Source organism: Luteimonas sp. KH_071 (genome assembly GCF_057838005.1).
Map to the genome: position 1 here is coordinate 742706 of NZ_CM174458.1, position 13228 is coordinate 755933.

The 13228-nt window shown below is 69.2% G+C and carries 14 protein-coding genes; 6 read left to right on the plus strand and 8 right to left on the minus strand.

Going from position 1 to position 13228, the window contains the following annotated elements:
• Nucleotides 1-125: 125 nt before the first annotated feature.
• The 6 genes from AC3IRM_RS03410 to AC3IRM_RS03435 form a co-directional block, all read right to left on the minus strand.
• Nucleotides 126-1052, minus strand: a complete 927-nt coding sequence (locus AC3IRM_RS03410) for an RDD family protein (protein ID WP_489204866.1) — start codon at nt 1050-1052, stop codon at nt 126-128.
• Nucleotides 1053-1116: 64 nt separating this feature from the next.
• Nucleotides 1117-2103: an RDD family protein gene (locus AC3IRM_RS03415; RefSeq protein WP_489204867.1), complete on the minus strand. Its 987-nt coding sequence runs from the start codon at nt 2101-2103 to the stop codon at nt 1117-1119.
• A 63-nt stretch (nt 2104-2166) separates the two neighbouring features.
• Nucleotides 2167-2892 (minus strand): GYF domain-containing protein, encoded by a 726-nt coding sequence (locus tag AC3IRM_RS03420; protein WP_489204868.1) that lies wholly within the window; start codon nt 2890-2892, stop codon nt 2167-2169.
• Nucleotides 2893-2995: 103 nt separating this feature from the next.
• A complete protein-coding gene (locus AC3IRM_RS03425) occupies nt 2996-3469 on the minus strand; it encodes a DUF494 family protein (RefSeq protein ID WP_310152417.1) in 474 nt (157 codons plus the stop codon).
• 33 nt (nt 3470-3502) lie between these two features.
• Nucleotides 3503-4654, minus strand: coding sequence for a DNA-processing protein DprA (gene dprA, locus AC3IRM_RS03430; RefSeq protein WP_489204869.1), 1152 nt, complete (start codon nt 4652-4654; stop codon nt 3503-3505).
• Between the two features lie 89 nt (nt 4655-4743).
• Complete coding sequence (locus tag AC3IRM_RS03435) at nt 4744-5901, minus strand: LysM peptidoglycan-binding domain-containing protein (RefSeq protein ID WP_489204870.1); 1158 nt, start codon at nt 5899-5901, stop codon at nt 4744-4746.
• A gap of 135 nt (nt 5902-6036) precedes the next feature.
• On the opposite strand from AC3IRM_RS03435, the gene def reads away from it, so the two are divergent.
• From def to AC3IRM_RS03455, 4 genes are all read left to right on the plus strand, one after another.
• Nucleotides 6037-6555, plus strand: coding sequence for a peptide deformylase (def, locus tag AC3IRM_RS03440; protein WP_489204871.1), 519 nt, complete (start codon nt 6037-6039; stop codon nt 6553-6555).
• Between the two features lie 115 nt (nt 6556-6670).
• On the plus strand, nt 6671-7597 hold the full coding sequence (gene fmt / locus AC3IRM_RS03445; protein ID WP_489204872.1) for a methionyl-tRNA formyltransferase: 927 nt from the start codon (nt 6671-6673) through the stop codon (nt 7595-7597).
• Nucleotides 7545-8894 carry a 16S rRNA (cytosine(967)-C(5))-methyltransferase RsmB gene (rsmB, locus tag AC3IRM_RS03450; protein WP_489204873.1) on the plus strand — a complete coding sequence of 450 codons (1350 nt, stop codon included), beginning with the start codon at nt 7545-7547 and terminating at the stop codon, nt 8892-8894. The genes fmt and rsmB overlap by 53 nt, the downstream gene beginning before the upstream one ends.
• A gap of 50 nt (nt 8895-8944) precedes the next feature.
• Complete coding sequence (locus AC3IRM_RS03455; RefSeq protein ID WP_489204874.1) at nt 8945-9775, plus strand: glycosyltransferase family 2 protein; 831 nt, start codon at nt 8945-8947, stop codon at nt 9773-9775.
• A gap of 37 nt (nt 9776-9812) precedes the next feature.
• Here the strand turns inward: AC3IRM_RS03455 and AC3IRM_RS03460 are convergent, their stop codons facing one another.
• The gene (locus AC3IRM_RS03460) at nt 9813-10403 is read right to left on the minus strand and encodes a glycosyltransferase family 2 protein (RefSeq protein ID WP_489204875.1); all 591 of its coding nucleotides are present in this window, start codon (nt 10401-10403) and stop codon (nt 9813-9815) included.
• On the opposite strand from AC3IRM_RS03460, the gene AC3IRM_RS03465 reads away from it, so the two are divergent.
• Together AC3IRM_RS03465 and AC3IRM_RS03470 are read left to right on the plus strand one after the other, a co-directional pair.
• A complete protein-coding gene (locus AC3IRM_RS03465; RefSeq protein ID WP_489204876.1) occupies nt 10398-11273 on the plus strand; it encodes an SAM-dependent methyltransferase in 876 nt (291 codons plus the stop codon). The two genes, AC3IRM_RS03460 and AC3IRM_RS03465, sit on opposite strands and share 6 nt — an antisense overlap.
• A gap of 35 nt (nt 11274-11308) precedes the next feature.
• A complete protein-coding gene (locus AC3IRM_RS03470; RefSeq protein ID WP_489204877.1) occupies nt 11309-12142 on the plus strand; it encodes a glycosyltransferase family 2 protein in 834 nt (277 codons plus the stop codon).
• A gap of 294 nt (nt 12143-12436) precedes the next feature.
• Here the strand turns inward: AC3IRM_RS03470 and AC3IRM_RS03475 are convergent, their stop codons facing one another.
• Nucleotides 12437-13198, minus strand: a complete 762-nt coding sequence (locus tag AC3IRM_RS03475) for a glycosyltransferase family 2 protein (protein ID WP_489204878.1) — start codon at nt 13196-13198, stop codon at nt 12437-12439.
• Nucleotides 13199-13228: the final 30 nt, after the last annotated feature.

Sequence of the window (13228 nt, forward strand, 5' to 3'; positions counted from 1 at the left end):
CGCCCGCAGGCGGCCCAACAAAAAAGGTGAAGATGACGACGCCCGGGGACGGACCCCGGGCGTCGGTTGCTTTTATAGTGGAATCACGCACGGGGTGGCCTGTCAAGCGCGGCCGTGGCTGCCGGTCAGGAAAAGGCCGCGATTCCGAGCAGCGCGAGGAGCGCCAGCAGCCCCAGTCCGGCCAGGATGCCGACGAGCACGAGGACCACCACGGTGACCGTGCCCAGCTCCCGGCGCTGCAGTTCCGGCCGGTCGGTGAAGGCCCAGCGGTCGACGACCAGGGTGTCACAGACCATGTCGTGCAGCGCCTGCTTGCGCTGGGTGAACCCGGCCATCAGGAAGCCGATCATCAGGATCAGGCTGCTGAGGATGGTGGCGAAGTAGCGGCCGATGCCGCGCAGGAAGGAGATCCGCGCGCCATCGAGGCGGATCACCTTGATGCCCACGGCCATCTTCCCGGGCGTCGCCATCGCGTACGCGGCGTGGAACCAGGCGAAGTAGAGCGCCGAGAGGGCCAGCGACACCGTATTGACGACGATCTGCTCCAGCCAGAGACCGCGCCCGAAGCCGCCGACGCCCAGCAGCTCGTAGACCAGGCTGCCGACGACCGCGCTGGCGATGCCGACGATCACGGCATCGATGGCATAGGCCGCCAGGCGCTTGCGGAACCCGGCCAGCACCACGTCCCCCCCGTGGACGATGCTGTCGGGCTGGGCCACGTTGGCCGTCGGCGGCGCGTAGGGCGAGCCTGCGTCGCCGGTTCCGCCCGCGCCGGTGGCGGTGAGCGGGCGCCAGCTCGTCTCCGCCTCGTCGCCCGCAGCCGCCGTCTCGGCCGGCGCCACCGGCTCCAGCGCCCACGCCTCGATGCCGGCGACAGGCGCACGGCCCAGCTCGGCGGCCAGTTCACCGAACGGCTGCCAGTCGGCCAGACCGTCGCGCCAGACCAGGGTGTTGTCGCCGACGATGCCGTCCTGGCGGAGCTGCAGCAGCGCGTCCCGTGTGACGGGTCCGTGGCGCGTGTTGCGTGTGTCGGCGTAATACCAGTCGGTCATCGGTGGACGTCCTTGTCGTGTGGTGGATGGGAAAGCAGGGCCGCCTGCCGCGGCACGTCGCGGCTCAGAACGCGGCGGCAATGCCGGCGAGGACGACGAAGCCCACGCCGAGCAGAAGCAGCAGCGCCCAGATCACCAGGATCACCGTCGCCACGGTGCCGAGCGCGCGCTGCTGGCGTTCGGGGTGCTCGGTGTAAGCCCACTGGTCGACGACGTAGGTGCTTGCCACCATGTCGTGCAGGCCCTGCTTGCGCTGGGTGAACAGCGTGACGAGATAGCCGATGTAGAGGGTCAGGTAATTGAGCAGGTGCGATGCCCAGCGGCCGAGCGCGCGGGCGCGTGTGATGCGGGCCCCGTCCAGGCCGGCCACCTTGATGCCGACTGCCATCTTGCCCAGCGTCGCCTGGCGCGCGGACGACTCCATGGTCACGTAATAGAGTCCGCTGATCAGCGGCCAGGACAGGTACACCGCCCCCAGTAGCGCGACGGTGCCGACGCCGAAATCCGGAGTGCCGCTGCCCATCCGGCCCAACGCATCGCCGAGTCCGAACAGCAGGACCGCCGCGATGACGATGGCGTAGTAGACGGCGGTGAGCAGGAGCGAGTCGATCAGGAGAGCCGCGGCGCGCTTGAGGAAGCCGGCGTCGACGACCTCACCGCCATGGACGACCGTCGCCGCGCGCACCACCGGCGCGACCGGCGGCGTATAGGGCGATGCGGCATCGGATACGGCCGCAGACGACGGCGCGTCACGACCGTCATCGCGCGGGTGCCAGGCGCTGTCGACGGCATCGGGCGCGTGGGGCGCCAGCGGTTCCACGGCCGCCTGTTCCGCCGCGATCGCAGGCGCTGCGGGCGTATCGTCCATGGCCGGACCGGCGACGCCCAGTTCGTGCGCCAGCGCGCGCAGCGGCGTCCAGGCCTCCAGCCCGTCTCGCCACAGCAGTGTGTCGTCACCCAGCGTGCCCTGCTGGCGCAGCTGCAGAAGCGCAGGCGTCGTGATGGGCCCCTGGCGGGTGTTGGTGGAGTCGGCGTAGTACCACTCGGTCATCGGGAAAACGTCCTGTGTTGATCGTCGCGCCCTGCCGGTTCGGCCGTACCGGCAGGACAGGTTTCAGTGCCGGCAGACCGTCGGCAGATAGCGCTCGGCGACCGTGCCGCCGCAGGTCCACCGGCCGGACGCCGGGTCCAGCCACCAGCTGAGCCTCTTGCCATCGATCGCCCCCTGCTCGAACCCTTGCAGGTTGACCAGGATCTCGCAACGGACGCCCGGATCGAGGTGCCGTGCGTCCACGTCCAGCGTGCCCCGCGTCGTCAGCACGCTTTCGACGCGTGGATGCGCGAGCAGTCGGGATCGCGCAGCGTCGATATCCGCATCGGAGAGTGCGGTGCGGTCGGCGCCTGGCACGCGACTGGACGTGGTGATCGGACAAGGGCTGCCCTGGGTCTGCGATGCCTGTACCGCCAGCTGCAACGCCGCTGCATGGGCGACTACCTCGGCGAGGCCCGATCGCGCGCGGTAGTCGTTGTAGGCTGGAAACGCGATCGCTGCGAGGATCCCCAGCACGGGCACGGCCAGTCCCGCGACCACCAGCAGCACGATCCAGATCCAGTGCAGTCCGCGACGTGGCGGCACGGTCCGGGGCAGGGGCGGCGGCATCACCGGCAAGCCCAGCGCGGGCGCCACGGACGTCAGGGGCGCCCAGTCGGCCATGCCTTCGCGCCAGACTGGCGTCGATGCGTGGATACGGCCCGCCTGGAACAGGCGCACCAGATCGTCGGCCCGCATCGGGCCGTTGCGCCCGCCGTCGGGCGTCGCGTGGAACCAGGTGTCCGCCATCGAAAATCCCGCGGGCCGGACGTCCGGCCACTCCCCGCGTTCATCCTACAGCGCGGACGGGAACGGCCCAAGGCGCCTGTCGGTCGTCTTTCGGATCGATGCGTCAGTGCACCGGTTCGGGCTCGTCGGCGAACATCTGCGTTTCCATCCATGCATAGGCCGCTTCGCTGCCGGGCTGGTTGAACAGCACCATCAGCACGACCCATTTCAGATCGTCGAGATCCAGCTCGTCCTGGTCGAGCGCCATCGCCCGGTCGAGGACCAGTTCGCGCTGGTCGGCGTCGAGCACGCCGTGCTGTTCGAGGAACAGCAGGAAACCGCGGCAGTCGACATCGAGCCGGTCGAGCTCGGGGCCGGAGAACACGCGGGTGGGACCGTTGGCGCGGACCACCGGCACGGCCGGGCGCTGATCGGCCAGGGCATCGAGCCAATCGAAGGCTTTGCTGACTTCCGCTGGACTGAAGCCGGCCTGGAGCAGGCCGCTCTGGAGGGAATCGCGATCACGGACGAGGTCCGCATCCTCGGTGAAATAGTGTTCGAACAGGTACAGCAGTACATCCAGGATGCTTTCTTTCATTTCCCCTCGGCCTGCGCCCTTGGGCGCGTCGTTTCAGGACTTTCGGGAATACCGACCGTGCAGCAGAGCCACACGTCCATCCAGCTCCATGGACAGCAGCATGGCCGACGCCCGGGCGACCGTCAATCCACTGCGCGCGACCAGTTCATCCATACCGGTTGGGTCGTGCCCGAGGGCTTTCCACAACCGGTGGTAGTCAGGGTCGAGGCTGTCGGGATCGGACGGGACGCCTGCGCCAGCCGTGTTCAGTATCGTCTCGCCGCTCTGGATGGGGGCGTCGAGCCGCTCGCGCAAGGCATCGGCGAGTTCCCCGGCGATCGCCGACAGGGCGCCGGTCACCTCTTCGGGCGCTTCGACCAGGGTCGCGCCGTCTCGAAGCAGCCGATGGCAGCCGCGTGCCATCGGGTTGTGGATCGAGCCCGGGATCGCGAAGACCTCGCGGCCCGCGTCCGCGGCCAGGCGCGCGGTGATCAGCGCGCCCGAGCGCTGCGCGGCCTCGACCACCAGAGTGCCGAGCGCAAGACCGGCGACGATCCGGTTGCGGCTGGGAAACTGCTCGCGCCGCGCCGGCGTGCCTGGCGGGTATTCGCTGACGACGGTGCCCGCTTCGACGATACGTGCGTGCAGGCGCAGGTTCGAGCGCGGATAGGGGGTGTCGATGCCGCTGCCGAGTACGGCGACGGTATCGCCGCCGGCGTCGAGCGCCGCGGTGTGCGCGGACGCGTCGATGCCGCTGGCCAGCCCGCTGACGACGGACAGACCGGCGGCGGCGAAGCGGGCCGCGAACAGCGCCGCGTTGTCGCGCCCGCCCGCAGTGGGCGCGCGGCTGCCGACCACAGCCACGCCGGCGCGCCACAGCCGCCAGGGGTCGCCTTCGACGAACAGGGCCAGCGGCGGCGCCTGCATGCGCTTGAGCAGCACGGGGTAGTCGGGATCGTGCCAGCCGATCACATGGCGGGCGGGGGCGGCTGCGCGCCAGCGTCGCCAGTCGTCGACCGCATCTTCCGGCCCGGCCAGGGCCGCGCGCTGCGCGGCATCGAGACCCGCGTCGCGCCAGGCCGAAGCGCCGCCTGCCAGTGCTGCGGCAGGGCCTTGGGCATGTTCGAGCAGGCGGCGGCGCGGGGCCGCGGCACCGCCGGCGTGAATCAGGCGCAGCAGCGCGTGGAGATCGGCTTCGTGGTCCATGCAGGCAGCCTAGGCCGCACATGAAAACGGCACCCGAAGGTGCCGTCGTCTGATGCCGTCGGGAAAGCCCGCGCAGCGCGGGTCGCCCCTTACTGTTCGGCGTCGGGGTGCTTGAGCGTGTAGCCGACACCGGCCGGCTTCTCGCCTTCCATCACCAGCGCGTAGCTGACGAAGTCGAAGGTCAGGAAGACCATCGCGTGCGCCGCATACTCGTCGGGCAGGCGGTCACGGCGCGTGCCCGCGTTCGGCGACTCGGTGATGCGCGAGGTGTTGGGGTGGTTCACCCGGTCGACGACGTGCGAGCCCGTGCGCCAGACCGAGAACACGGTGCCGTTGTCGACGCCGTTCTGGTGACCGGCCGAAATCGCGATGACATCGCGCGGACCGCCGGTGACCAGCATGTCGGCGACACCGATGACGCGGGCGTCGGACGACAGGGCATCGGCGCTCGGCGGATGCGGGAAGAACTGCAGGTCGTACGGCTGCGGATTCACCGGCACGATGCGGTCGCCAGCGCGGGCCTCGTAGCCGTTGTTGTCCAGCGCCAGCGCGGTGGTGTCGCTTTCCGCGGTCGGGCCGTGCACGACCGTGCCGACGCCCATCTGCACCATCTCGTAGCCGAGGAACGCGTCCTGCTGGCGCGACTCCGGCTGGGTCTGCGACCACAGGTTGCTTTCGCCCGGGATGCGCGCGCCGCGGAAGTCGAGGTCACGCGAACGACGTGCGCCGTAGAACTCGGTGGCCGGGCGCAGCACGGCGTAGCGTTCGCCCGGACGTGCAGCGTCCAGCCCCTTGATGTAGACGTTGCGGTCGACGCTGCCGCGCAGGCGCCCGTCTTCGTAACCGAGCACGTAGGGCAGGGTCTCGAAGTCGAACACGATGCGACGGTTCTTGAGGAACGGCTCGACATCCGACAGCGGGATCGCGCCGATCGGCGCGGCGTCGACCGGGCGCGGGCCCGGACGCATCGTCACGCGGTTGAGATACGCCAGGCTGATCACGTCGCCCGGATAGATCAGGTGCGGATTCGCGATCTGCGGATTGGCCTGCCAGATTTCCGGCCACAGCCATGGCTTGTCGAGGAACCGGCCGGCGATACCCCAGAGGGTGTCGCCGCGGACCACGACATAGGTCTCTGGATGATCGCCGCGCATCTGCTGGGCAGCTGCGAACGTGGTGACAGTCAGCAACGCGACGGCGCAGCCCGTGCGGAACGACCTTGAAAGGCGTTGAAGCTTGCCGGCCATCTACCTGCTCCCCTTGGATTTTTCCCCTTGCAGCGGCGCAATATAGCCTGAAAGGTCTGCGCGGACGCAAGTGTGCGGCACGTTACAATGCTCGTTTCGTCCCCGCGGCTGTGACCGCCTTCGCTCTTCGACCCCATGGCCCTGCTCGAGATCCTCGAATACCCCCATTCCCGCCTGCGCAAACTGGCCGAGCCGGTCGCGGCCGACCGGTTCGCCGATCCGGCGTTCCAGCGCCTGCTCGACGACATGTTCCAGACCATGTACGAGGCGCCCGGCATCGGCCTGGCCGCGACGCAGATCGACACCCACGAGCGCTTCATGGTCATCGACGTGACCGAAGGCCGCGAGCAGCCGCTGGTGTTCGTGAACCCGGAGATCCGTGACCGCTCGGCGGACCTGCGTGTCCATACCGAGGGCTGCCTGTCGATCCCGGGGATCTTTGCCGACGTGACCCGCGCCGACGGGATCACCGTGACCGCGCTCGATCGTCACGGCAAGCCGTTCGAACTCAGTGTCGATGGCCTGCTGGCGACCTGCGTGCTGCACGAGATCGACCATCTCGACGGCAAGCTGTTCATCGATTATCTGTCGCCGCTCAAGCGCGACCGCGCGCTGAAGAAGCTCGAGAAGCTGCGCAAGGACGAGCGCGACTGAGCCGTCCGCCGCGCGCGGCGCCGATGGATCCGACCTGCGCGCGCGGCGTCATCGCGCGCCGTCCCCGCGCTACGCGGCCTGCCCAGGCAGGACGCCTTCCAGGACACAACGCCCCATGAAAATCGTCTTCGCCGGCACGCCGGATTTCGCCGTGCCCTCGCTGCTCGCGGCCGATGCGCGCCATGAAGTGGTCGCCGTCTACACCCAGCCTGATCGTCCCGCCGGCCGCGGCCGTGCGCTGACCGCCTCGCCGGTCAAGCAGATGGCGGTCGAGCGCGGCCTGGCCGTGCACCAGCCCGAGCGCCTGAAGGGCGCCGAAGTGCTCGACACGCTGCGCGCGCTCGAACCCGATCTGATGATCGTCGTCGCCTACGGACTGCTGCTGCCGCAGGCCGTGCTCGACATCCCCAAATACGGTTGCTGGAACGTGCACGCCTCGCTGCTGCCGCGCTGGCGCGGCGCGGCGCCGATCCAGCGCGCGATCCAGGCCGGCGACACCGAGACCGGTGTGTGCCTGATGCAGATGGAGAAGGGTCTCGACACCGGGCCCGTGCTGCTGCGCCAGTCCACGCCGATCGCGCCCGAGGACACCGGCGGCAGCCTGCATGACCGCCTGGCCCAGCTGGGCGCCCAGGTACTGGGCGACGGCCTCGGCCTGTTGCGCGCGGGCATGCGCCTGGGGCAGGCCGTGCAGCCGGAGACCGGCGTCACCTATGCGCACAAGCTCGACAAGGCCGAGGCGCGCCTGGACTGGTCGCGTCCGGCACGTGAACTCGCCGACACGGTACGTGCGTTCAACCCCTGGCCGGTGGCGGAGGCGGATGTCGCCGGCGAACGCCTGCGCATCCATGGCGCGAGTCTCGCGCCGCTGGTGCACGGCCAGTCACCGGGCAGCGTGCTGGCCGCGGGCCGCGAGGGCATCGTGATCGCCTGCGGTGAAGGTGCGCTGCGCCTGCAGCGCGTGCAGCGTGCCGGCGGCCGCGTGATCGATGTCGCCGACTACCTCAACGCGCGCAGCGACCTGCGCCGCTCGGGCGTCTGACGTGGACCACGGCGCACAGGCGCGACTGGTCGCGGCGCGCGTCATCGATGCGGTGCTGCATCACGGGCGCTCGCTGAAGGCCGAGCTCGCGACGGCCCTGGCCGGCATCGAGGACGTGCGCGACCGCGCCCTGGTCGAGGCGATGGCGTTCGCGGCGATCCGTCACCACGGCCGCTATGCCGCCGCGCTGTCGCGCTGGATGCCGCGCCCGCCCGGCGCGCGCGATGCGCCGTTGCGCGCGCTGCTCTACGCCGGCTTCGCCCAGCTCGATCCGATGGGCCTGCCTGCGCACGCCGCGCTCAACGCCACCGTCGACGCGGCGCGTCTGCTCGGCCGTGCGCACCAGGCCAATCTGGTCAACGCGCTTTTGCGGCGCGCGCAGAAGGACGGGCTGCCGCCCGCGGCGGGCGATGCCGCCTGGCCGGCGTGGCTGCTCGCCGAAGTGCGTGCCGACTGGCCCCGCGATGCCGACGCCATCCTCACCGCCAGCGCCGCCGCGGCGCCGCAGTGGCTGCGGGTCAACGCGCGGCGCGGCACACGCGATGCCTATTACACGCGACTGGTCCAGGCCGGCCTGCAGGCCGAGGTGCCGGACGCCATGCCCGAGGCCTTGCGCCTCGCCGCACCGGTGCCGGTGGATGCGCTGCCGGGCTTCGCCGACGGTGACGTGTCGATCCAGGACGGCGCCGCGCAACGCGTGGCCGACGCCCTGCGGCCCGCGTCCGGCGCGCGCGTGCTCGACGCCTGCGCCGCGCCGGGTGGCAAGAGCGCGCATCTGCTGGAACGCGATCCCGCGCTGCGCCTGCTGGCGATCGACATCGCCGCGCCGCGTGTCGCGCGCATCGAGCAGACCTTCGCGCGACTGGGCATCGGCGCACAGGCCCGGGTGCGCACCGCCGACGCGCTCGACCTCGGGCGCTGGTGGGACGGCGCGCCGTTCGATGCCGTGCTGCTGGACGCGCCGTGCTCGGCCACCGGGATCGTGCGCCGCCAGCCCGACGTGCTGCTGCACCGTCGGCCGAGGGATCTCGATGCGCTGGTCGCACTGCAGGCGCAGTTGCTCGATGCGCTGGCGACGGTGCTCGCACCCGGCGGCGTGCTGCTGTATGCCACGTGTTCGATCCTGCGGCGGGAGAACGCCGCGCAGGTGGAGGCCTTCCTCGCGCGCCATCCGGACTTCACGCTCGCGCCGCTCGATCGGCGCTTCGGGCACGACACCGGTGCCGGCCACCAGCGGCTGCCGGGTGAGGGCGGAATGGACGGCTTCTTCTACGCCCGGCTGGTGCGGAGCGCCTGAGGCCCAGCCGCTTTTCCCGTTGCAACGCAGGGTTGGTTAGAATCCAGTGCATGGACAAGCCTGCCGCCAGCGTTGTTTTCAGTACCTACAATCAACCGGACTGGCTGGAGAAAGTCCTGCTCGGCTTCACCGCACAGAATCGGCGGGATTTCGAGGTGGTGATTGCCGACGACGGCTCGAACGCGGAAACCCGCGAGCGTATCGAAGCGATGCGGCCGGGCTTGCCGTTCCCGTTGCAGCATGTCTGGCACCCGGACGACGGGTTTCAGAAATGCCGGATACTCAACAAGGCGATATCGGCGAGCCGTAGTGATTACTTAGTTTTCACGGACGGAGATTGTATTCCCCGAAATGACTTTGTCGCTGCGCATTTGGGCTTGCGCGAGCCGGGCAGGTTCCTCTCCGGCGGCTATTTTAAGTTACCAATGGCAATCAGTCGCGAAATCAATGCCGAGGATATTTCCACCAATCGGGCCTTCAGCCTCGAGTGGCTGCGTACCCGGGGTCTGCCGTTTAGGGCACGCGATGTGAAGCTTGTGGCCCGCGGGAAGGCAGCCTTCCTGCTGGATATGGTAGTGACCACCCGCGCGAGCTGGAATGGACACAACGCCTCATGCTGGAAGTCTGACCTGATTAGCGTCAACGGATTCGATGAGCGGATGGGCTATGGCGGCGAGGATCGTGAGCTCGGTGAACGTTTGACGAATGCCGGTTTGCGTGGAAAGCGGATTAGGCATCGCGCGATCCTCTTGCACCTAGACCACCCCCGCAGCTATGTCCGGGAGGAAATCGTGGCGGCCAATAACGCGGTCCGCGCTGCGACAAAAACTCGGCACTCAACTTGGACCGAGTACGGGCTGATTAAAGGCCCTGGCGGCTAGATTTCCCACGCCGTACATGTGGGTTTTCGGATTAGGTTCAGTGCCGCTTGGCATTCAGCGTGTTAAGGGTCCGATATTTTTCCAGGATGTACACGGAGTTTTCGCGGTGATATGACCAACCGATGCGCCCGTCTATCCAGGCGCCGCGTAGCAGGTACTGCTTGAGCAGATAGGCGGTTGCGTGAACGAGGCCGTCCCATCGGAAAGCACGTTTGCCCGCTGCATGTCGCTGATGGGCCCATAGCGAGGCATACCGCGACAGTTTCTCGACTTGTTCCGCGTGGGAGCGCGCGGTGTCGTGCTCGATCCCGGCGTCAAGTCGGCGTACGGTCTTGTTGGCGAGATCCGGACGTTCGTGCACAAGCTCAGGCAAGAAACGCCACCCTGGACGCACCAGCCTTGCTACCGATTCGCCACCGCGGAGGCGGCGGCCAAGGAACCAATTGCGCCGGGTCAACACCCAGGCATCCGCAGTTTCGACGCGGCCATCGGAAAAAAGCGCGCGTATCGCAGTATCCGCGCCGTCCGCGAGCCATTCATCGGCGTCGAGCATCAGCAGCCATGGCTGCGTCGCGAGCGAAATCGCATGATTCTTTTGCGCGGCGTAGCCGAGCCAAGTCTGGTGCAAGACGCGCGCGCCGAAGTGCGTGCCGACTGGCCCCGCGATGCCGACGCCATCCTCACCGCCAGCGCCGCCGCGGCGCCGCAGTGGCTGCGGGTCAACGCGCGGCGCGGCACACGCGATGCCTATTACACGCGACTGGTCCAGGCCGGCCTGCAGGCCGAGGTGCCGGACGCCATGCCCGAGGCCTTGCGCCTCGCCGCACCGGTGCCGGTGGATGCGCTGCCGGGCTTCGCCGACGGTGACGTGTCGATCCAGGACGGCGCCGCGCAACGCGTGGCCGACGCCCTGCGGCCCGCGTCCGGCGCGCGCGTGCTCGACGCCTGCGCCGCGCCGGGTGGCAAGAGCGCGCATCTGCTGGAACGCGATCCCGCGCTGCGCCTGCTGGCGATCGACATCGCCGCGCCGCGTGTCGCGCGCATCGAGCAGACCTTCGCGCGACTGGGCATCGGCGCACAGGCCCGGGTGCGCACCGCCGACGCGCTCGACCTCGGGCGCTGGTGGGACGGCGCGCCGTTCGATGCCGTGCTGCTGGACGCGCCGTGCTCGGCCACCGGCATCGTGCGCCGCCAGCCGGACGTGCTGCTGCATCGTCGCCCTGGCGATCTCGACGCACTCGCCGCGCTGCAGGCGCAGTTGCTCGATGCGTTGGCCCAGGTCGTCGCACCGGGCGGCGCGCTGGTGTACGCCACGTGTTCGATCCTGCGACGCGAGAACGCAGGGCAGGTGAACGCCTTCCTCGCCCGCCATGCGGACTTCACGCTCGCGCCGCTCGACGACCGCTTCGGACGCGACACCGGCGCCGGCCATCAACGCCTGCCCGGCGAGGACGGGATGGACGGCTTCTTCTACGCCCGGCTGGTGCGCGCCCGATAGAGGCCGGCTGCGCGTGCCCGGTTAGAATCGCGACCATGTCGACGCCTGCCGCCAGCCTGATCATCAGCGCCTACAACAACGCAGACTGGCTGCAACGCTGCCTGTGGGGGTATGCGCATCAGGACCGCACGGATTTCGAAGTTATCGTCACCGACGACGGCTCCGGGCCGGCGGTCGCCGCGCTGGTCGAGCGCATGGCCGGCGAACTGCCGTTTCCGCTGCGCCATGTCTGGCACGAGGATGCGGGCTTCCGCAAATGCACCATCCTCAATCGCGGCATCGAGCAGGCGCGCAGTGATTATCTGATCGTCTCCGACGGCGACTGCGTGCCGCGCGCGGACTTCGTGAGCCAGCACCTGCGCCTGCGCGCGCCGCGGCGGTATCTCGGCGGTGGCTACTGCAAGCTGCCGATGGACGTCAGCCTGAAAATCGACAAGGACGTCATCGCGCGTGGTCTGCACACCGAGCTCGACTGGCTCAAGGCCCAGGGCCTGCCGCGCAAGAAGCGCTCATTGAAACTCTGGGCGCGCCCGGGCTGGCGCGAGCGTCTGCTCAATGCGACCACGCCCATACCGCCGCGCTGGGCCGGCAACAATGCGTCGGGCTGGAAAGCGGATTTGGTGCGCGTCAACGGTTTCGACGAGCGCATGACCTACGGCGGCGAGGATCTCGAACTCGGCGAGCGGCTCGCGAATGCCGGCGTGACCGGCAAGCAGATCCGCTTCTCCGCGGTGTGCATCCATCTCGACCACGCGCGTGGCTACGTGAAGCCGGAAATGAAGGCGGCGAACCAGGCGATCCGCGATGCGGTGAAGGCCGGACGGCTGACCTGGACCGAATTCGGACTGGTGCACGGGCCGAAGGCCTGAGGGCGAGCCAGGGGCGGCGTGCGTGTGCGCATGATGGTTGCGTCGGAGCGGCCGTTCGCGCGCGAGCGCGCTCCTACGATGTGTGTGCGTGCAGATCGCGCAGGTCCTTCCGCGCGGCGTTTGCATCGTCGGCGAGTACGGCGGGCGAGGCCGTTGATCCACAGGGCGGGTACTGGTAATGGCGCTGATCGATCGAACCCGCTGTAGGAGCGCGCTTGCGCGCGATCGGGCATTCCGCGAGCGCCGTTCGCGCGCGAGCGCGCTCCTACAGAATGATGCAAGCAGGCCGATCGCTCAGGACACCGCGCGCAGGCGCCGGTATTTTTCCAGCACGTAACCGGCCTGCGCCTTGTGGAAGCGCCAGCCCTGCGCGCCGTCGAGAAAGGCGCCGCGCAGCAGGTACTGCTTGAGCAGATAGGCGGCTGCGTGCAGCGGGCCGTCGAGTGCATTGGCGCGCTTGCCGGCGTCGTATCGCTGCTGCGCCCACAGCGCGGCGTACTTCGACAGCTTGGTGACGTGCTCGGCGTGGCTGCGCGAGGTGTCGTGTTCGAAATCGGCGTCGAGTTTCGCGACGGTCTTGCCTTCGAGATCCGGGCGTTCGTGCACCTGCGAAGGCAGGTAACGCCAGCCCGCGCGGACCAGCCTTTCCATCGGTTCGCCGCCGCGCAGTCGATGGCCGAGGAACCAGTTGCGACGGGTCAGCAGCCAGGCGTCGGCGGTCTCGACACGCCCGTTCGCGAACAGCGTGCGGATCGTCGCCTCGGTGCCCGGCGACAGCCATTCGTCCGCGTCGAGCAGCAGCAGCCAGCCGTGCGCGGCGAGCGTATTGGCAAAGGTTTTCTGCGCCGCGTAGCCCAGCCAGTCCTGGTGCACGACGCGCGCGCCGTGCGCGGTGGCGACGGAGACGGTGTCGTCGGTCGAGCCGGAATCCACGACGATCAGCTCGGCGCACAGGCCGCGCATCGAATCGAGGCAGCGGCCGATGCGGTCACCCTCGTTCTTGGTGATGACGACGCCGGAGATCGGCAACGGCGCGGCGGGTGCGGGAATCGACATGCGGCGATTGTCGCCGATCGCGCCGGCGGC